Source organism: Paenibacillus sp. BJ-4, from assembly GCF_020404765.1.
In the GTDB taxonomy this organism is placed as follows: domain Bacteria; phylum Bacillota; class Bacilli; order Paenibacillales; family Paenibacillaceae; genus Paenibacillus.
Genome location: NZ_JAIVEM010000038.1, coordinates 1 through 19,535, shown reverse-complemented (window position 1 = coordinate 19,535; position 19,535 = coordinate 1). Strand labels below are relative to the sequence as shown.

The window sequence follows — 19,535 nt, the reverse complement described above, 5'->3', positions numbered from 1 at the left end:
GCTTTGCATTCTATTCACATATTAATACAAACGAAAAATTATTACAAATTATTTTCCTTTATCCTTGATGTAAAAAACGCTTATAGTGCTAGCTTCCGCAGCTCTACATAAATTCACTCAGGAGTCGGGAGATTGTCTTTTTGCAGCGAAGTTCCACGCAGTTTGGAATTGCGAAGAAGCACTGAAGGATCATCTCCCAGCATCCCGGCGGTCAAAATTGCATTTTCACCAAATTTGTCGCGCAGCGCATCCATCGTTTTCAATAGACTTTCTTTCTTGGGCTGATCCTGATATTCAAAAAGATCCAGCTGAACAGCCGCTTCCTCCTTCGGAATGAGCTGCTGTAGTGTAATCCCCAGTAAGCGCACAGGCTTGTCCTCTCCCCAATGACGACGATACAGCGCACAAGCTTCCTTATATATGTCTTCAGCACTTTCCGTAGGAGTACTTCTCATCTGAGAACGAGTAAAGGTCTTCATATCCGGCGTCCGAATCGTGAGTTGAATACCTCCTGCCAGCATACCGTGTCGTCGTAGCCTCCGGGCTACCTGGTCGCTAATATTAAGAAGTACCCGCTGAGCCTCTTCCAGCTTCACCACATCCATAGGCAGGGTCGTCGTATGCCCAATGGACTTGTTAGGCTCCCGTTCAGTGCTGACTGGAGAATGATTAATCCCGTTGGCCGCCAATTTGAGCCACGATCCTGTCACGCCAAATACACCAATTAGCATATGTTCATCCGCTTTAGCCAGTTGCCCGATGGTACAAATGTTCATTTGCAAAAGCTTGTCTGCCGTTTTGCGACCCACACCAAACAATTGACTGCAAGGAAGCTTCCACAAAATGCTAGGCACATCACGCAGACGTAAAACGGATATCCCACGTGGCTTTTTTAGATCAGAGGCCATTTTCGCTAACAGCTTGTTGGGTGCTACTCCAATCGAGCAGGGCAAGCCAAGCTCATCCTCTACCCTGCGCTGAATTTCCTCTGCAATTTCCAGAGGTGTTCCAAACTGCTTGGAACCTGTAATGTCCAGATAACATTCATCAATTGAAGTGGCTTCCAGCATAGGGGTATACGAATAAGCAATGTTCATAAACGCTTTGGAATATCGACGGTACAAGTGAAAATCAGGTTGTATTACGATAAGCTGCGGACAAATCCGGCGGGCCTGCTGAACAACCATCCCTGTTGAAATGCCCAAGCGTCGAGCTTCGTAGGAGCAGGTTACAATTACACCTCTGCGCAGCTCACTACTGCCAGCTACGGCGGTAGGCAATCCCTTATATTTCTCCGGTTCCTCCGCTGCATGAACGGAACAATAAAATGCATTCATATCCACATGCAAAATAACTCGCCCACCGACCGGATAATAAGCACTGACATCTTTCATGCTCAACCCTTCTTTTAACTGTAAATTCACCCGCTCTTACGGGAATATGTCTCTTGGCTTAGTTTTAGATCTGAATTCTCCTTCTATTTTACATGAGATTTTACATGAGAATAAAGGTTTTGCGGCCACAAAATGATAATTATATATTACATTTGAAGTCATTAGTTGATATAATCGAGTATCATACGAACAAGGCAAGCTGACGCTTTCCTGTTTTTAAGCGTTAAATAATTAAATAAATCTGCTTAAAAAAGCAAAGTTACATCAATCTGAGCATTCGCAAAGGAGGAGTCCCTCATGTCCACCGCTATTTCTATCTTTGATACAACGCTGCGAGACGGTACTCAAGGAGAAGGAATTAGCTTGTCTGCTGACGACAAACTGAAAATCGCCAAAAAACTTGATGATCTCGGTGTTCATTATATTGAAGGCGGGATTCCCGGGAGCAACAGCAAGGATATCGAATTTTTCAAACGGGTGCAAGAATTAGGACTTCAGGCCAAAATTGTCGCCTTCGGCAGCACGCGTCGCAAGGATAGCATTGCAGCAGAGGATATCAATCTGCAGCGGATTCTGGAATCCGGCGCCCAGGCAGCTACACTGGTAGGTAAATCATGGGATTTTCATGTGCACACCGCCTTACAGACGACACTGGAGGAAAATCTGTCCATGATTTATGATTCCATCGCCTTTTTGAAACAAGGAGGTATGGAGGTAATTTTTGATGCCGAGCATTTTTTTGACGGTTATAAAAATAACCCAGAATACGCACTCGCCGTTTTGAAAAAAGCAGAAGAAGCAGGCGCGGACTGGCTCGTGATGTGCGATACAAACGGTGGCACTATGCCGCATGAGATACAGGAAATTGTCACTACGCTGCATAGTCAACTGACAAGATCACAATTGGGTATTCATACACACAATGACTGTGAATTGGCAGTAGCTAACACGCTGAGCGCGGTTCAAGCAGGCGTAAGACAAGTTCAAGGTACCATTAACGGATACGGCGAACGATGTGGTAACGCTAATCTATGCTCCGTCATTCCTAATTTGCAACTCAAACTCGGCTATGATTGTCTGGGTGATGACAAGCTGAAGCAACTCAGCAATACGGCCCGCTTTGTTAGCGAGGTGGCTAACGTCAATATGCCTGTGAACCAGCCTTATGTCGGTAATGCAGCTTTTGCCCATAAGGGCGGCATTCATGTGTCAGCAATTTTGCGCGATTCGCGAACTTACGAGCACATCTCCCCTGAGCTGGTAGGTAACAAACAACGGGTACTGGTCTCCGAACTGGCTGGACAAAGCAATGTTGTGTCCAAGGCGCAGGAGCTGGGCATCACCCTCGATCCTTCCAGTAATGAAGCGCGTGGCGTCATTAGCCGCATCAAGGAGTTGGAGCATCAAGGTTATCAGTTTGAAGGAGCCGATGCTTCGCTGGAATTGCTCATTCGGGAAGCAGGCGGCGAAGTGAAGGAAATGTTTTCATTTGAGTCCTTCAAGGTGCTGGTAGAAAAAACAGCAGGCAGACCGGTCGTATCCGAGGCGTTCTTGAAGCTAAATGTCGCTGGGACGAGTGTTTATACCGCTGCTGAAGGAAATGGTCCTGTCAATGCACTCGATAACGCACTTCGCAAGGCCCTTTCCCAATATTTTCCCGCGCTACGGGACATGCATTTAGCTGATTACAAGGTGCGTGTGCTTGACGAAAAAGATGCCACCGCCGCCAAAGTACGAGTGCTCATAGAATCCAAAAATTACGAAGACGTCTGGAGTAACGTAGGCGTATCCGAAAATGTCATTGAAGCCAGCTGGGAAGCTCTCCTGGACAGCTTCCGTTATGCGTTGCTGGAAGCGCCGACTCCCAAAAACGAGCAGGCAGACCTTACTCATCAGGGGTTAGTTAACCACTAATCAGGTGAATGGAGTAAGTTTGAAAGGTGTCTTTAGGGTCTATCAGGACCTCAAAGACACCTTCTTTTTTTGAAGCATCTGTATTTTACGTTCCAGTTCCTGCTCACTTAACATGCCGATTATAATTTCGTGCACCAATCCATGATGATCAACCAATACATGAGTCGGAAAAGCTGCTCCTCCAAACCGTTCAAACAATGTCCCTTGCTCATCAAGCAAAATCGGAAATTGCAGACCCAAAGAGCGGGAAAATTTCTGCACATCCTCCAATCGGTCATAACGAGTTACATTGATCCCATACACATCTACATCATGTTTGTACTTCCGATACAGCTCATTCAGCATAGGCGCTTCCAAACGGCACGGATCGCACCATGAAGCCCAGAAGCTAATAACCAGCGGTTTGTCACGTGTAGCCGCTACATCGTAGGAGTTACCGTTTAAACCCTTTAAAATCATGGAAGGAAGCCGTTGACCGGGTTTCAGCTTTTTTATCATTTCTACTGCATCTGAATCAGCCTCTACAGCCAGCTCTGTCCCAAGCCCCTCCTCATCCTTATACTCCTCCTGTGAAAGTACAATTTTACTGGACAAGCTTGTTGCATAAGCCATATTTGCAATAACTAGCCCTGAAGCCGCTTCCGCAACCAGCATAGCCATCCCTAATCGAATAAAACCAAATCTAATCACTATCCAATCACCTGGCTTTCATTGGGCTCACCTTGAACTTCTCCATAGGATGCCCAGCTTGCTGCCACCTCTAACCCTGTGATCTGTATATATTGTCAAAAGAAAATAAGTATTAGACTGAAAAATTATCAACCTGTCGATATGACAGGTTGATTTCATATAAACAAAGAGCTTAACGGAATAAAAAAGCAAATTATTTCCATCCGTCATAAGAACTTAAAACGAAGACCCTGCTCTTCATGCTCTTCATCCCTTCATAACCGAAAGAATGGCTTAGGGGAGCTGCCTGTATGTTTGGCACGTTCCAATTCTTCGGCAATGATGCGGATGCCCTCTTCAATATCTTGCTCATCGGTCCGAATGATGCTAAGACGCAGCAAGTTAAGCTTGGGGAAAGATGAAAGGAACTGCTTATCGGTTGCTAGAACATCAACTCCACGATTCTCCAATCGCTTGACCAAATCTTCTGTATGAATGAAGTCCGGAAGTTGTATTGAAGAGAATATCCCACCACTGGATTGGATGGTATATAAGCACTCTTTGGGCAAAAATCGCTGTGAAATTTCCCTTAGATGCTTAATGCGATGATTGTACAAGGATTTCATTTGCTTCGCATGATGAGCATACATCCCGGACTTTATATAAATCTCAAGCACACCTTGAGAAAGCACTGAGGTGCTCAGATCCGCCGTATGTTTATGCCATTGGAGTAAAGGAATGAATGAATCTGGTACTGCTGCCGCGGCAAGTCTTAATCCGGGCAGCATCACTTTGGAAAAACTTCTGAGATAAATGACATGACTGGCTCCACTATAAGCGTGAATAGGATCTGCTTTGCTGTTTGTTTCCAGATCAGCAAGATAATCATCCTCAACGATGTAAACGTCGTAGGCTTTGGCGAGCTCTGCCAATCGCTGTTTGTCTTCCGGCGTGTAAGAAGTGCCTAATGGATTATGGAAGCGCGGGATTGTATAAAAAAACTTTATCATATTATTTTGAAAATGACGCTCCAAAGTGGCCCAATCAATCCCGTTAGGAGTTCTTTCGATGCCTATTACGGTTTGTATTTGTGTTTTAAGCGCAGCCAACATTCCCCAGTAGGTTGGTTGCTCGACCAGAATATTGGTTTTTCCGTTTGGAAAAGGCATCCCCGCTAAAAGATGAAGAGCTTGCTGAGCGCCTGAAAATATAAAAACCTGCTGTGCCGAAGGGAAAACCTGCTGATGATGAAAAAGCTTCACAATCTCCTGGCGAAGGGAAAGTAAACCCTGTGGATCGGGATATGTGAAAATGGAAGCCTCAAATAATTCCATCGCTTTGTTCAAGCATTGACGAAAGTCGATTTGCGGGATCGACGCGGGATCGGGGGCTGCTGATGCAAAATCGATTCGTTTTGTTTGCAGCAAGGGAAGGAGCGCTTCTTTGGCTACGACAAAATAACCACTCTTCGGGCGTAAATAAATCAGATATTGATTTTCGAGTTCTTGATAAACACTAATAATTGTGTTGAGACTACAACCGAATTTTTGGCTCTGCTTACGGATGGAAGGCAGCGCCTGCTACTTTCAGCTTTCGTTCTGCACGAGTCAATGGGTTGGTCTATCTTTATAGTAAATATCGGTGTCGTACTATGTGTGGCAAGTGCACGGCACTTTGTAACAAAATAGTTTCCAACGTCAACTCCGATTATGCAGATCGGCACGCTGCGACAAGTGGCCCCCAGCTACATGGCGAAACTCAAGCAAGCGCTCTCAGTCTATACTTTATTTTCTCCGCACATATATGCACAAAAAAAAAGCAAACCCACGAATGATCGCGGGCTTACTGTTTTTTTGTGTAATTTGAGTGCTAACGCTGTGTACGAAATCAGGCATGACTTAAATGTGCATAAACATCTGCCAAATTAGTCACGTTACGCTTAAGCATTTCCTGAACATACGCCACCCACAGCTTAGCTGTCATTTTTGCATCCTCTAACGCATGATGCCGCCCCTCAATCGGAATGCTTTGATAGGTCAGCAATTCATCCAGGCTATACGTTTGGTGCTGTTGCGGCTCAAGCCACTTGGCAAGCATCATCGTATCGAGAACTCGGTGAGTCAGCTGAACTTTAGATGTTTTCCATAAAGCGGCATTCAAAAAAGCCTTGTCATGAGCGCTGGCATGCGCTACAAGTACACGCCCACCTACAAAGGACATAAAATCATGCAGCCCATTCATAAGCGGTGGAGCCTCATCCGTCATTTCCCGGGTAATCCCGGTTAGCTCGGTAATATGCTCAGGAATCACTGTACGTGGATTGACAAGCGTATAAAACTGCTCTTTTTCCATAATTGTATCCCCGACAACCCGAATCGCTCCAAACGATAAAATCTCATCACCATGCTGCGCAGAAAATCCCGTCGTCTCCAGATCAAAAACAACCGTCTCCAAACGCTCCAGCGGGGTCCGCAAAACTTCAGAGCGCCGTTGCTCCCGGGTTAAGGAGCGAATAAACGCCATCTGCTGAGCCGTAGGAGCCCCCATTACTGAAGCGATGGCAGACGGTACTCCTCCTCTGCGGAGAGCGCTCCAAAAGCCGCCTCCCTGCGCTGGTTCCTTCATGACCTTCTCCCTTCCATAAATCGCAGCTGTCTTTGCAACGCACGATGGAACCGTCGCACCGTCGAAAGAGCCTCACGCAGCTCGTGCCAGCCCTTGCCTTGCTTCAGCGGCTTGACGGCCAGGTAGCCGTTGCTGATCAGCAATCCATCCTTCTCCTGCGCTGGAGTAGCCGTTCGAAGCTGAAGTGCAATCCGAAAGGCCCGCTCACAAGCGTCCAGCAAAGGAAGCGGTGCAGCCTCTAATTGCGCCAGACGCCTCAGTCTTTTCAGCGTGGAGGTTTCCTCCACTCCGTGCTGCAACGCCAGAAAGCGCACTGCATTTACGAGCGGAATATACAACCCGTATTTCACATCAAAATCGCCCGCATGCTCTCCGAAGCGTTCGGTGACGATCTGACCTAAAATATTAAGTGTCGCTTTATGCCTGACTGTGTTCCTGAGTACTGCTGAAGGCAAATCGGGATGTTTTCGGAACAGCTTATAGAAGCTTCGTTTCCATTCGCATGACAATTGCTCATCTCCAGCAATATACCTCATATCAGATGAGATGATCAGATAACGAATCGGCTCCCAGGCAAAATCATCCGACCATGTCGTTAGCTGCTCCTGCCATTCAGACAATGTGCGACGCCACAACGGCTCCGAACACATCACTTTCCCCTCGCATTTGGGATAGCCCAAATACTCCAGCATCGCAGACACTCTGCGACCAAATTCTCTAAAATACATTTCTTTATCAGCAGATACAATATCACTGATAATCATACCGTTATCCTGGTCACTCCATAGCGTTGATTCCGAGCGCCCCATGCTTCCAAAGGCTATAAATGCGTAAGGGACGGGAGGGGGGCCGAAGCCATCCTCAACCATCCCTTTTTCGCACATTTGTACAGCTCTGGCCGCGATGCGGTCATGCATTTCATTCGCCGTTTGTAACCAGTCTGATAACGGAGCGGAGGCTTGGGAAGCCAGCAGCCATTTTTGAGAATCGACCCTGGCCTGCCTTAGCGATTCAGGCGTGTCTGCTTGATCAATCGCTTCGGCGGAACTCACCCAAGGGGCCGTATTTTGCAGTTCCATACTACCATCTCCTCCGCTCTCCATACTGGCTCTTTATATTTTACATATTAGCTTACAATTCCAGAACGCTTTTCAGCCTCGGCAACCAACTTCATTTGTTCTGGATAGCCGTACGTACCGTGTTCACTAATATCCAGCCCCATCGTTTCTTCCTCTTCTGTAACGCGAATGCCCATAATGGCTTTCATCGCACCCAGAATAATGAAGGAAATGACGAACACGAAGGCAAAGGTGCCAACCAATCCAAGCAGCTGCACTCCTAATTGCGTAAATCCGCCACCGTAGAACAACCCCGCTTGACCTGCACCTGTTACTTTTACAAGTTCAGGCGTAGCGAACAATCCTGTCGATATTGCACCCCACATTCCCGCAATACCATGCACAGAAAAGGCATACACCGGATCATCTACTCTTGCGCGCTCAAACCATTGTGCTGTGAAGAAGGTGATAATACCCGCTACGGCACCGATGATCAGAGCCGCCCAAGGAGCTACAAATGCGCACGCTCCTGTTATAGCAACCAGAGCAGCCAATACACCGTTCAGCATCGCCGGAATATCCGCTTTACCATAGACCATCCAGGATACCAACAGAGCAAATACCCCACCTGCTGCTGCTGCAAGATTCGTCGTTAGTGCCACGTATCCGAAAAACCCGTCATTCATAGCCGATACTGCACTGCCGGGATTAAATCCAAACCAGCCAAACCAGAGAATTATAACACCCAGGATTGAGTACACCTGATTGTGACCAGGAATAATGTTCGGCTTGCCATCCTTATTAAACTTGCCCAGACGCGGTTTGAGCAACAGCGTAGCGACAAGTGCCGCCGTAGCGCCTGTCAGATGGACTACCGTTGAACCAGCATAATCCTGCATACCCAGTTTACCAAGCCAGCCACCGCCCCATACCCAGTGAGCTACAACCGGATAGATCACGATAGAGAACAAAATACCGAAAATAATGTATACACTTAATTTCGCACGCTCTGCCATCCCTCCACAGGCGATGGAAAGAGATACCGCAGCAAAAGCAAAGTGGAACAAAAACATAATGGTAATCGGAACATCCAGAGCGGAAAGAGAATCAAACGATGCAGCAGCATCGGTACCACTCATGAAGAAGCCCGTCAGTCCCATAAATCCGTTGCCGCCATCGTTACCAAAGCCGAGTCCAAATCCAAGAGCCCAGAAGGACAAAGCCGCAACACCTGTAGTAAGAATCGTTTTACCAGCGACATGTCCCGCATTCTTCATTCGTGTCGAGCCGGCCTCCAACAACGCAAACCCCGCTTGCATGAAGAACACAAGTATAAATGCCAAGAAGGTAAATGCCGTGTTTAAGCCTGCTTGAAGCTGAATATTTGTCGGACCGTCAGCAGCGAATGCACCTACCGGAAAAGCCAGTACCGTCACCATGGCCAATAATGCAACTAACCACTTTTTTCTCATGAAGCCCACTCCCTTGAATGTTATGTTTCTTTACATTTCGTGAAATTCTTATTGTCATTATAAGCAGAATACATGAAAATTGACAAGATTTTTTTTGTTATGTTGAAAAAACGAGGGGTCGAACCTTCCATGTCATATTTACTAACTATAAAAGTAGCTTGTTTCAGTCCTGAAAAAAGTATAACGTTTGACTGTATGGTTGAGAATCATGTAAAATATTCTTATTAAGCACTCGGTTTGCAGATCATGATTTTGAAGGTTGAATGAAGAGCGCGAGGTGAGGACAGATGGGGATATGAAGCTGTATCGAATTGGTGAGCTAGCCAAGGCGGCTGGTGTCAGCGAACGAACCATTGATTATTACACAAAGCTCGGTTTGATCACACCTGAAGAACGATCATTGAAAAATTATCGGCTTTATAATGATGAAACCTTAAACAGGCTTGAACGTATTAACCAAATGAAACAAGAGAAATATAGCCTCGAGGAAATCAAACAGACACTGATTAAATGGAGCTCGGTTGCAGGGGAAGATCACGTGACTGACAAGCTGACGAGTCTGGAGATGCACATGCAGCGTCTGGAGCGTGAAGTCAACGAGCTACAGCCTCTCCTAGGGCAACTCAAGCCCGTTCAAGCACGTAAGTTGCTTACGGGTTTACTCCCGCAAAGTGCCGCTTGTATCGAAGCTCTGAAGTATTTGCTGGAGCATAGCTCTATGATGTAGGTTCCCGGGCTGTATGATGAAACAATTATGGAGGGTTGCTTTATGATGGGTATGTATATATTGATTATTCTTGCGTTCGGCTTATCCTTATGGGCGCAATTTCGTGTGAAAGGTACTTTTAACAAGTGGGCTGACGTTCCCAACGAAAATGGGCTGACAGGTTATGATGCAGCCCGGCACATGCTGGATCGTAATGGTTTGCACGATGTTCCTATCGAACCCGTACCCGGTGCGTTGTCTGACCACTATGACCCGATACATCGTGTGGTACGCCTGTCTGAGCCAGTATATTATGAAAAATCCATTTCCGCGGTTGCCGTGGCTTGTCACGAGGTCGGTCATGCGATTCAACATAAAGAGCATTATCCTATGCTGGCGTTGCGTCACCGCATCTTTCCGATCGTTAACTTTGCATCCGGTATCGCACCGTTTCTGCTGATTGCCGGTTTCTTGTTCAGCTTCACGAACCTGATCGGCTTGGGTATTATCTTTTTCTCAGCTACGGTTGCTTTTCAATTAATTACATTGCCGGTCGAATTTAACGCTTCCAACCGCGCTCGTGAAATTATGGTTTCTGAAGGATTTATCCGCAGTGATGAAGAACGGGGTGTCGCCAAAGTATTGAATGCCGCTGCATTAACGTACGTGGCCGCAGCTCTCGTTTCCTTGCTGGAACTGATCCGCTTGATCGGTATTTTTAACAGTCGCGACTAATCACTTGTATGCAAAAAAAAGGTTGTTCCTCCGCCATGTGATGGTAGAGGAACAACCTTTTTTATCTATGCCAATGCGCTGTACTCACTTGCGTTCAATCTGCTTTATACTCCCATTCGGAGCAGCGGCACTGCCCTGAAGACCAAAATAGTCCAACAAAAAAGTACGAAACGATTTGGCAACCAACGGAAGTTTGTCATCTCTGCGATGAATCAAGCCAATGGTTCGCGTCACCTCCGGATCAACAATCGACACTCTTGCAGGCTGAAGCGGGTTGGTCTGAAACAATGCCATTTCAGGCAAAAGACTGACCCCCATACCGGCTGCAACTAATCCGCGAATCGTATCCGTCTCCTCGCCTTCAAAAGCGATATCTGGCGTAAATCCAGCCTCCAGACAAGCCTGCCATACAATCGGACGCAGCGAATATCCGTCTCTGAACAGGATAAACTTCTCACCTTTAAGCTGGCTAAGCGTGATATGCTTGGCTGTAGCCAAAGGATGATTAGGTGGCAGGACTGCAAACAACTCCTCTGTCAATACCACGTCCCCCTCAACATGATCATGACGATCTGGAAATGGAGATACAAAAGCCAAATCCACTTCACCTGCTGACACATCACGGATCAAACTCGGATACATCCCCTGTTTAAATCTGAATTTAACATTGGGATACCGCTTACGGAATTCAGCCACCACCGTAGGAATAAGATGAATCCCCAAACTGTGTGGAAAACCGATGCGGATTTCGCCTCTTTCAGGGTCCAAAAACTCATGCACTTCCAAAACAGCCCGTTCCAAGTCCTTTATAATCGTTTCAACCCGTTTGCAAAATAGTTGTCCCACCGGCGTAAGCTGCAAATTGCGGCCCTTTTGCATAAAAAGGTTAACCCCCAACTCCTCTTCAAGCTGATGAATTTGCCGACTAACCGCAGATTGCGCCACATGTAGCTCCTCGGCTGCCTGAGTAACATGTTCCTTTTGCGCTACTTTCATGAAGTATTGCAACTGTCGTAATTCCACTCCAATATTCGCTCCAATCTGTTTTTCAACATCCGGAGGAAGATGTTATCGAACATCTTCCTCATTATTCCCCTGCTTACTTACGATAAAGCTGTCTTTAGTGACGTTTACGTCGGCCAGTCAATCTTATCATCAATCCATACAGGAAAAACCCACTGAGCAAGCCGCCAAAGTGAGCGGTCCAGTTAATGTTCGCCACAGCGAAAGAAAACAGGATACCAAACCCAAGCAGCGTGTACAGTGTTTTGCGTGAAGCGTCATCCATAAGCGACCGTTGAAACAGAGCAACGTACAGAAATGCACCATAAATCCCATATATCGCTCCTGAGGCTCCTACAGAGATCGTCGTTTCCGCTGCCATGTTGTAATGTGCGATGGACATCACGTTCCCTACAATACCTGTAAGCAGATACAACAGCACATAGCGAAAGGAGCCCAGCAAGCGCTCCAGCGGTGGAGCAAAAACGAGGATCGCAAAGGAATTAAATAAAAGATGATCGAATCCCGCGTGCAAAAACATGGCTGACACATAACGCCATAGCTGGTCAGTGAAAGGTGCCTCATTAATCAGGGCGCCATACCGGATCAGCGTTAAGCTATTCTGCGATCCACCCTGTACGGTGAGCACAATAAACATTACAATATTGATGAGCAAAATCAGACAGGTTACCGGGTAAAAACGCAAATAGCTTTTCCAGTTCTCATAACGTAAAAAAATCAAGGCAATCCTTCCTTCATGGGGTGTCTCCACCTTATTCAAATTGGACAATATCTTTTATAAAAGATTATAATAGATTTCAGCAACGATAACCAATGCTAAAAACCAAGGAGGCTATTACATATGCCACAAGAACGTACAGGAGCTGCTACTTTTAAAGGCAATCCTTTGACTCTCTTAGGTCCTGAATTGAAAATTGGAGATCAGGCACCTGATTTCAAATTACAAAAGAACCTGTTGGAAGCAGCTACGCTTCAAGACTTTGCAGGCAAAGTCAAACTGATCAGTGTTGTTCCTTCTTTGGATACAGGCGTGTGTGATGCACAGACTCGACGTTTTAACCAAGAAGCGGATTCTCTTGGAGATCAGGTCGTAGTACTGACTGTCAGCGTGGACCTTCCGTTCGCTCAAGCCCGTTGGTGTGGAGCTGCGGGCATTGACCGCGTATTGACATTGTCCGACTACAAGGATCACTCCTTCGGTGAAGCTTATGGCGTGTTCATCAAGGAATTCCATTTGGATCATCGGGCTATTTTTGTTATTGATCAAAATGACAAGATCACTTATGTGGAATACTTGAGCGAAATGTCCGAGCATCCTGACTATGATCAAGCGATTGCAGCGGTGAAAAAACTCGTTTAAATCAAGATTAAATATTAAAAAAGCGAGTGAAGGGTTGCCTTCCTCGCTTTTTTTGACATGAGTCTGTTTCACCACTGCTCACGTGTCTACAATCACTGTACGACCTTATAAGCGGACAGCTTCTTGTCAATCATAGCGAACAGCTGTAAAATAATGCGATAATTTGCGCCTAAGTCCCCCAGCGATCCACGTGACGCGGAATAAATATCCACCGCACTCCGAACTGGCGAAACAGATAATATAGAAACAGTAATATCGACGGTTCTACCGAACGCCGTTCGCTTCTCTAACGTAATCTCACCTACGGATGCTACCTCATGGAGTACCTTATAGCCAGGAATCTTTTTTAAGATAGATGTCACTTCTTCCCAAGCCTTGTCTCTCGATAAGTTATAATAGCGTGTCTTCATATGGGGGTCCTTGACCCGGTCGCTTGTACTTTCTTGGCTGCGCACAATCCCTACCAGAGTCCTCTTCAACGACAAGACATTTCCTCCTTCACGATAATCGTTGCCATCATATGGTACATCGGTCTTCTTTTGCTGCAAGCGCTTTATAAAATACGATAAACAACCAAAAGTCTGCCCGATCATACCTGTGGTATGCGACCTTAGTACCTCATGTCTTAGTTTAACATTGTTGCATACAAAAAACACCCTGTTTCTGCACGAAGCAGTACCAGAGTGTGTTCATTACGTTATGGAGTACCCGCCGATGCCGTCCGACCATAGCGTCTTCTGAACCTGCTTTAGCAGGTGGGTGACCGCAGAACAAACTTTTGAAGTCCCCTTGTCAGAAATTGACAGGGCTTTTCAGCTATTCATTCGTATAGATCTCCCTAGACATTGTCATTGGTTCAAAACAACAAATGGCCGTAACGCGCATCGCAGGATGTGACCTTATTATAGCGCTTCTCACTCAGAAAGTAAATGCTAGGAGAAATATGTTTTATTTTTAGAGGTTATCACTTTTCTTGTCTTCAACGCTTTCCTGTTCCTCATCCTTTTGCTTCATCTTTTCCATTTGATCCTGCATTTTGAGGAATGTTCCGTAAAAATTAAAGAAAGCGAACCAGGCAACAATACTGCCGATAAAGAATAAGAAAAGCACGGGATATTTGACCCCGATAAATATAACAACAGCGCTGCCGAGCATGGTGGAAAATACACGGAATGGTCGAATCAGCGTCAGTAAAATCGCATTTTTCATAATTTGTCCGATAGACATATGGTAATGAGCTACCATCGAAAAGAAGTTAAACATAGACACGAGCAAAATAATGATAAGAATAAGCATGATAACGCCCACAATTTGCAGGTTGCTAAGCTGTGTCATATATACGGTATAATCCACATACATGATAACAAACAGTAACGTGTAAAAAATGCCCCCGATCAGGCTCTGCTTATAGTTTTCCTTGTATCCTTTAAAGAAAGTACGAAACACACCAGTATCTGTGTCACCCATCACCCATTTGCGAACAACGGTAAACATAGCCGATGTAGCCGGGAATAAGGTAAGCGGTGCCAAAATAGCCATCGCCCAGTTCATTTGTAAAGATTCATTAGCCAAATTCTGATTCATAACAAGTAGTTTGAGTATGAGGCAGAACATAAAAGGCGACGAACATAACACCCATAATAAATTGGTAGCTGCCAGTCGGGTAATCCATTCCGTCAAGCGGTAAATACCACCCATAGCTCCTTTAAACTCCAATGCTAGTCTCTCCCTCCGCGAGCCTTGACAGTTCCAAGACCCATGTTGCTATGCCTGTAAATTCCGGCTGTTGACTATATCATAACGTATTTCATCCCCAATGCGCCAGTGAAATCAACAGGTAGTTCGTCAAAGCAGGTTCCTACAAAATTGTTAAGTATGTACTATCACATAATAAAAAAAGCCGAAGCTGGTATTCACTTCGGCTTTTCAAACATATTATTACTTATTCGGAAGAGGAATCTTCACGTCTTGCAGGACGACGTGTTTCTCCATTGTTGCTCGTGCGTGGCTTGCGATCTCCGCTGTAGCGGCTTCCGGAATCACGGTTGTAGCCACCGCCTTCTTTGCCACGGTTGTAACCGCCATATCCACCTTTACTGCCACTGCCGCCAGAACGGTTGGAATTATAGCCTCCGTTGCTGCGACCGCTATAGTTGGACGGCTTGCGACCGCCAGAACGAATGTCTGGTTTACGACGTTTTGCACGGATTGGATCTTCAGGAGTCAGCTCAATTGATGCTTCTCTCTTCTCACCAGTCATCAGCTTCAGAGCTGCGGAGAGAAGTTGTACAGAATCATATTGCTCCAGCATTTGAATAGCCAAACCTTTGTACTCGTTCAACTCGCCTTTTTCTACAGCTTCCAAGAGGCGTTCTGCGATGATGCGTTGTTTGCCTTCCAGAGCCTCAGCCAGTGTTGGAAGCGGCTTACGTGGAATGCGGTGACGGGTTACACGTTCGATGAAATGTAAATGATCAATTTCACGAGGCGTTACGAAAGACCATGCTTCCCCTTCTTTACCTGCACGTCCAGTACGGCCAATACGGTGAACATAGCTTTCTGGATCTTGCGGAAGGTCAAAGTTCACAACGTGAGTTACGCCAGAAACGTCCAAACCACGAGCAGCTACATCAGTCGCTACGAGCACATCAATGCTTCCGTCGCGGAATTTACGCATAACAGCATCGCGCTGATTTTGAGATAAGTCACCATGCAAACCGTCTGCAGAATATCCACGTTTTTGCAGAGCTTCAGCCAGCTCGTCTACCCGACGCTTGGTGCGACCGAATACGATGGCGAGTTCTGGGGACTCCATATCGATCAGACGACTCAATGCTTCGAATTTTTGCCGTTCAGGAACTTCAATATAGGCCTGTTCAATCAGTGGAGCGCTAACTTGTTTAGGAATAACTGAAACATGCTCAGGGTCTTTGAGGAATTGCTCAGCCAATCTTTTAATATTAGGAGGCATTGTTGCCGAGAAAAGCATCGTTTGACGCTCGTCCGGAACTTGCTTCAAAATGGATTGGATATCTTCCATGAAGCCCATATCCAACATTTCATCCGCTTCATCCAAAACAACTGTGTTTACGTCTTCCAGCTTGATAGTTTTGCGGTTAATATGATCGAGCAGGCGACCTGGTGTACCAATAATAATTTGAGGTTTCTTTTTCAATGCGCGAATCTGGCGCACGATATCTTGGCCACCATAGATTGGCAAAGTGCGAAGACCTTTAAAGCGGGACAGTTTTTCGATTTCTTCAGCTACCTGAATAGCAAGCTCGCGTGTTGGCGCCATAATCAGAGCTCTAATTTTTTCATCGTTTCTAGAAATTTTGTTGATCAGCGGAATACCAAAGGCTGCGGTTTTACCGGTACCTGTTTGGGCTTGGCCAATCATGTCTTTGCCTTGCAGTGCAATTGGGATGGATTGGGATTGAATTGGTGTGGCTTCTTCAAAGCCCAACTCCGTAATCGCCTGAATTACCTTCGGTTCAAGATCAAATTCTGCAAATGTCGTCAAATTTATTCATACTCCTTCATAATGGTGGATGTGGTGGACAATCCACAATGTTGTCTGTATTCTTAAGTAGCGATATTATTGTATAAGTTTTCCCCAATACAGTAAGTTTATTTGGGCTTAAAACTGCAAACTTCTGTAATAAATCAGGGGAACCCTATCCGATACATCTTAAACGAATTTACCCTTTTTAAAACAGTTTAAATTTTAAGTGTTTCTCTGGACATAGGTCCCTACTCAAGAATATCCACATCGCATTATAGCACAGAACAATTCATGAATACCAGCAAGTTGCTTCCCGCATAATTTAAATGAGGTGAAAAAAAGTTGTTAAAAATAGTGTTAAACTGCTTCGTTGTCATCCTTGGAGCCGCTGCCATAGCATGCGGTTTTAATCTGTTTCTCGTGCCCCACCACCTGCTGAGCGGGGGAGTAGCCGGGCTTTCCATGCTAATTGGCTATTTCACAAAATTCAATATAAGCACAATGTATTTTGTCATCAATATCCCGATGCTTATTGCAGGCTGGTTTATCCTGGGCAAGCGATTTATTAGCCTGAGCATTTTATCCGTTGTTGTTACAACGTGGGTTTTAACCTGGATTCCGGTGAAATCTGTTGTATCGGATCCACTGCTGGCCTCCGTCTTTGGTGGGGTACTGATCGGCGTTGGAGCAGGGATTTCCTTCCGGGTAGGGGGGTCTACCGGCGGTTTTGACATTATCGGCTCCATTGTTACCCGTTATCGTGACTTTCCCGTAGGAACTGTACTTGTCGGGTTGAATGGGCTGGTCATTCTCGCGGCAGGATATTTGAACGGAGATTGGAATATTGCACTGGCGTCAATGCTGTCCATTTTCGTGACAGGTAAAGTATTGGATCAAATTTATGTAAGCCATACAAAAATCACCGTCTACATCATTACAGAGCACACGGAAAAACTGTTGAACCGGATGTTGGCCACGCCACGCGGTGTCAGCAAAATCAAAATTGAAGGTGCCTTCTCACATAAGGAAAAGGATATGCTAATGACAGTTACGACACGCTATGAGCTGGTTGAATTAAAGCGTATCATTAAGGAAGTGGACCCGTCCGCTTTTGTTAATATTGTGGAAACCGTTGGAGTAATGGGTTCCTTCCGCCGAAGATAAGCATGTACCCGAGTGTCAAAATACAGTTTCTGTGGTACACTATACGTGCGCTGTTCCCATAGTCTTTAAAAGACCGCTTTACCTGCTATTTCACAGGCACTTTGCTTTTCCGATTCGTAATGAATGATTCTTTTGGAATGATTCCGAGCAGGAAAGGGTGATTTTTGTGGAAATGGAAACGGTAAAACTGTCCGACATCGTCTTAAGATGGTATCCAGAAATGCTCCCTTCTCTCAAAAAGAATGAGCTGAACTCGATGATTGTTCTTCGGGACGGGATGTCCATACTCAAGCCAACGGATGCGCTAGAAATTATTCAGTACAGTATTTGTGAGCACCAGAACGATAATTATCTTCAATAAATCCGCTTTACCCAGTGCCGCTTCTTCCGGTTGTATCTACAGCCGTGAAGAGAGCGGCATTATTTATGCAATGATATGGATTCATCGAACGATCGTTGGGTTAATCATGTAAGACTGTACCTGATGACTTCGATTGCTACACCAGCTTTGGTTACAAAGGTGTTGTTTTTTGGATACATAACTTTACGTATAATCAGGTAAGCGACAGACATAAGGGAGAGAACGGGGAAATGAATATGATTTGGGCAATTATGTTAATCGCCATGGGGATGAGTGGTAATGGGGACCAAACAGCCAATATACCAAGTGTCAAAGACACGGTAGCAACAACGCTTGGCAGCGCCATGATGCAGGCCCAGCATAATAGCATGAAGGTAGATGCATCCAATCCTCCGGTCAAATTAGACCCGCAGCCGACCACCCCAGCCATCAAAGGCATCTATGTGACGGCTTACAGTGCAGGCGGTTCGCGTATGAATCAGCTGCTGGATTTAATCGACAAAACGGAGCTCAATGCAATGGTCATTGACATTAAAGATGATGCAGGTTACATAACTTATCCAACGACCAACCCTGAGCTGCTAAAATTGGGCAAGCCCCAAAAATTTATTCGCGATATTGCCGGTCTGATGGATCGTTTGAAACAGCATAAGGTTTATCCAATCGCCCGGATCGTGGTATTTAAAGATACCGTGCTAGCTAACAAAAATCCCGAAATGTCGTTCCGCAATCCTGACGGGTCGGTTTGGAAAAACGGCAAGGGAGACGGTTTCGTCAATCCTTATAACAAGGAGGTATGGGATTATAATATCGCCATTGCCAAAGAAGCAGCGCAGCTCGGTTTTAAGGAAATTCAGTTTGACTATGTACGTTTTCCTGAAGGCTTTGAGAAAAGAGCAGATAAGCTGAAATATACCAAATCGGAACAATCACGCTCGGATGCCGTAGCTGAGTTCGTGCAATATGCCCGCAAACAGCTTGCTCCATTGGGTGTGCGGGTATCGGTAGATATTTTCGGATATGCCGCATCCGTTCCTGCTGCTGAGGGAATCGGACAGAATTTTACTAAAATCTCTGAAAACGTAGATGTCATTTCGCCGATGGTCTATCCAAGCCATTACACAACAGGCTGGTTTGGTGTCAAGGACCCGGATAAAAATCCTTACCAGACGATAAAAGGCTCCATGGTCGATACACATAAAAAGCTTGATCCAACAGGCAAGCTAAAGCCGATTATTCGTCCGTGGATTCAGGATTTTACCGCAAGCTGGTTGGGCAGTGGCCATTATGCCAAGTATGGGAAAATCCAAGTCGAGGATCAAATTCGAGCGCTTAAGGATATGAAGGTGGATGAATATTTGCTCTGGAATGCAACCAATCGCTACACGAGTGGAGTAACGTACAAGTAATATATTGAATCCCGGACTAAAAGGCTGCCTTCTTGTTTGGTCATACCCCTGTCAAGTAGACAAGTGAAAAAAGGCTAAGCAGCCAGCGCGTGCCGGTACTCAATCGGCGCGCGCTGTTTGAGTTTGGCCTGAAATCGTTG

The 19,535-nt window shown here is 45.7% G+C and carries 18 protein-coding genes and 1 other RNA gene; 7 read left to right on the top strand and 12 right to left on the bottom strand.

Going from position 1 to position 19,535, the window contains the following annotated elements; genetic code table 11:
- Positions 1–113: 113 nt before the first annotated feature.
- Positions 114–1,394, bottom strand: coding sequence for a DNA polymerase IV (locus LCF57_RS07615; RefSeq protein WP_226000147.1), 1,281 nt, complete (start codon positions 1,392–1,394; stop codon positions 114–116).
- Positions 1,395–1,691: 297 nt separating this feature from the next.
- Between LCF57_RS07615 and cimA the strand changes: the two genes are divergently transcribed.
- The gene (cimA, locus tag LCF57_RS07610; RefSeq protein WP_226000146.1) at positions 1,692–3,308 is read left to right on the top strand and encodes a citramalate synthase; all 1,617 of its coding nucleotides are present in this window, start codon (positions 1,692–1,694) and stop codon (positions 3,306–3,308) included.
- Positions 3,309–3,350: 42 nt separating this feature from the next.
- Here the strand turns inward: cimA and LCF57_RS07605 are convergent, their stop codons facing one another.
- The 5 genes from LCF57_RS07605 to LCF57_RS07585 all read right to left on the bottom strand — a co-directional run bounded on the left by LCF57_RS07605 (position 3,351) and on the right by LCF57_RS07585 (position 9,132).
- A complete protein-coding gene (locus LCF57_RS07605) occupies positions 3,351–3,998 on the bottom strand; it encodes a TlpA family protein disulfide reductase (RefSeq protein ID WP_226000145.1) in 648 nt (215 codons plus the stop codon).
- 254 nt (positions 3,999–4,252) lie between these two features.
- Positions 4,253–5,404, bottom strand: a complete 1,152-nt coding sequence (locus LCF57_RS07600) for a PLP-dependent aminotransferase family protein (RefSeq protein WP_226000144.1) — start codon at positions 5,402–5,404, stop codon at positions 4,253–4,255.
- 460 nt (positions 5,405–5,864) lie between these two features.
- Positions 5,865–6,602: an exonuclease domain-containing protein gene (locus tag LCF57_RS07595; protein ID WP_226000143.1), complete on the bottom strand. Its 738-nt coding sequence runs from the start codon at positions 6,600–6,602 to the stop codon at positions 5,865–5,867.
- Positions 6,599–7,681: a DUF294 nucleotidyltransferase-like domain-containing protein gene (locus LCF57_RS07590; protein ID WP_226000142.1), complete on the bottom strand. Its 1,083-nt coding sequence runs from the start codon at positions 7,679–7,681 to the stop codon at positions 6,599–6,601. Before LCF57_RS07590 ends, LCF57_RS07595 begins: the two co-directional genes overlap by 4 nt.
- 47 nt (positions 7,682–7,728) lie before the next feature.
- A complete protein-coding gene (locus LCF57_RS07585; RefSeq protein ID WP_226000141.1) occupies positions 7,729–9,132 on the bottom strand; it encodes an ammonium transporter in 1,404 nt (467 codons plus the stop codon).
- A gap of 295 nt (positions 9,133–9,427) precedes the next feature.
- Between LCF57_RS07585 and LCF57_RS07580 the strand changes: the two genes are divergently transcribed.
- Both LCF57_RS07580 and LCF57_RS07575 read left to right on the top strand, forming a co-directional pair.
- On the top strand, positions 9,428–9,859 hold the full coding sequence (locus LCF57_RS07580) for a MerR family transcriptional regulator (RefSeq protein ID WP_049825024.1): 432 nt from the start codon (positions 9,428–9,430) through the stop codon (positions 9,857–9,859).
- Positions 9,860–9,901: 42 nt separating this feature from the next.
- Positions 9,902–10,573 carry a zinc metallopeptidase gene (locus LCF57_RS07575; RefSeq protein ID WP_226000140.1) on the top strand — a complete coding sequence of 224 codons (672 nt, stop codon included), beginning with the start codon at positions 9,902–9,904 and terminating at the stop codon, positions 10,571–10,573.
- An 84-nt stretch (positions 10,574–10,657) separates the two neighbouring features.
- On the opposite strand, the gene LCF57_RS07570 is transcribed toward LCF57_RS07575, so the two are convergent.
- Together LCF57_RS07570 and LCF57_RS07565 are read right to left on the bottom strand one after the other, a co-directional pair.
- Entirely contained in the window at positions 10,658–11,596 is a 939-nt protein-coding gene (locus LCF57_RS07570) for a LysR family transcriptional regulator (RefSeq protein ID WP_226000139.1), read from the bottom strand.
- Positions 11,597–11,693: 97 nt separating this feature from the next.
- Positions 11,694–12,317: a rhomboid family intramembrane serine protease gene (locus LCF57_RS07565; RefSeq protein ID WP_226000138.1), complete on the bottom strand. Its 624-nt coding sequence runs from the start codon at positions 12,315–12,317 to the stop codon at positions 11,694–11,696.
- Between the two features lie 120 nt (positions 12,318–12,437).
- On the opposite strand from LCF57_RS07565, the gene tpx reads away from it, so the two are divergent.
- Positions 12,438–12,956 carry a thiol peroxidase gene (gene tpx, locus LCF57_RS07560; RefSeq protein ID WP_226000137.1) on the top strand — a complete coding sequence of 173 codons (519 nt, stop codon included), beginning with the start codon at positions 12,438–12,440 and terminating at the stop codon, positions 12,954–12,956.
- A gap of 92 nt (positions 12,957–13,048) precedes the next feature.
- Here the strand turns inward: tpx and LCF57_RS07555 are convergent, their stop codons facing one another.
- The 4 genes from LCF57_RS07555 to LCF57_RS07540 form a co-directional block, all read right to left on the bottom strand.
- Positions 13,049–13,441, bottom strand: coding sequence for a DUF1499 domain-containing protein (locus tag LCF57_RS07555; protein WP_226000136.1), 393 nt, complete (start codon positions 13,439–13,441; stop codon positions 13,049–13,051).
- A gap of 216 nt (positions 13,442–13,657) precedes the next feature.
- A non-coding RNA gene (gene ssrS, locus LCF57_RS07550) (6S RNA) lies at positions 13,658–13,852 on the bottom strand.
- A gap of 58 nt (positions 13,853–13,910) precedes the next feature.
- Positions 13,911–14,672, bottom strand: coding sequence for a YesL family protein (locus LCF57_RS07545; RefSeq protein ID WP_226000135.1), 762 nt, complete (start codon positions 14,670–14,672; stop codon positions 13,911–13,913).
- A 226-nt stretch (positions 14,673–14,898) separates the two neighbouring features.
- Entirely contained in the window at positions 14,899–16,479 is a 1,581-nt protein-coding gene (locus LCF57_RS07540) for a DEAD/DEAH box helicase (RefSeq protein WP_226000134.1), read from the bottom strand.
- Positions 16,480–16,803: 324 nt separating this feature from the next.
- Here LCF57_RS07540 and LCF57_RS07535 point away from each other — a divergent pair, with 324 nt between their 5' ends.
- The 3 genes from LCF57_RS07535 (at position 16,804) to LCF57_RS07525 (ending at position 19,395) form a co-directional block, all read left to right on the top strand.
- On the top strand, positions 16,804–17,625 hold the full coding sequence (locus LCF57_RS07535) for a YitT family protein (RefSeq protein WP_226000133.1): 822 nt from the start codon (positions 16,804–16,806) through the stop codon (positions 17,623–17,625).
- A gap of 172 nt (positions 17,626–17,797) precedes the next feature.
- Positions 17,798–17,986: a hypothetical protein gene (locus tag LCF57_RS07530; RefSeq protein ID WP_007429817.1), complete on the top strand. Its 189-nt coding sequence runs from the start codon at positions 17,798–17,800 to the stop codon at positions 17,984–17,986.
- A gap of 230 nt (positions 17,987–18,216) precedes the next feature.
- A complete protein-coding gene (locus LCF57_RS07525) occupies positions 18,217–19,395 on the top strand; it encodes a putative glycoside hydrolase (RefSeq protein ID WP_226000132.1) in 1,179 nt (392 codons plus the stop codon).
- The last annotated feature ends 140 nt before the right edge of the window (positions 19,396–19,535 follow it).

Excerpts from the sequence above, each read along its gene's own strand:
- LCF57_RS07595 (WP_226000143.1), bottom strand. The coding sequence starts at position 6,602 with ATGAAGGAACCAGCGCAGGGAGGCGGCTTTTGGAGCGCTCTCCGCAGA.
- LCF57_RS07525 (WP_226000132.1), top strand. The coding sequence starts at position 18,217 with ATGAATATGATTTGGGCAATTATGTTAATCGCCATGGGGATGAGTGGT.
- LCF57_RS07590 (WP_226000142.1), bottom strand. The coding sequence starts at position 7,681 with ATGGAACTGCAAAATACGGCCCCTTGGGTGAGTTCCGCCGAAGCGATT.
- tpx (WP_226000137.1), top strand. The coding sequence starts at position 12,438 with ATGCCACAAGAACGTACAGGAGCTGCTACTTTTAAAGGCAATCCTTTG.
- LCF57_RS07575 (WP_226000140.1), top strand. The coding sequence starts at position 9,902 with ATGATGGGTATGTATATATTGATTATTCTTGCGTTCGGCTTATCCTTA.
- LCF57_RS07615 (WP_226000147.1), bottom strand. The coding sequence starts at position 1,394 with ATGAAAGATGTCAGTGCTTATTATCCGGTCGGTGGGCGAGTTATTTTG.
- cimA (WP_226000146.1), top strand. The coding sequence starts at position 1,692 with ATGTCCACCGCTATTTCTATCTTTGATACAACGCTGCGAGACGGTACT.
- LCF57_RS07585 (WP_226000141.1), bottom strand. The coding sequence starts at position 9,132 with ATGAGAAAAAAGTGGTTAGTTGCATTATTGGCCATGGTGACGGTACTG.
- LCF57_RS07580 (WP_049825024.1), top strand. The coding sequence starts at position 9,428 with ATGAAGCTGTATCGAATTGGTGAGCTAGCCAAGGCGGCTGGTGTCAGC.
- LCF57_RS07530 (WP_007429817.1), top strand. The coding sequence starts at position 17,798 with ATGGAAACGGTAAAACTGTCCGACATCGTCTTAAGATGGTATCCAGAA.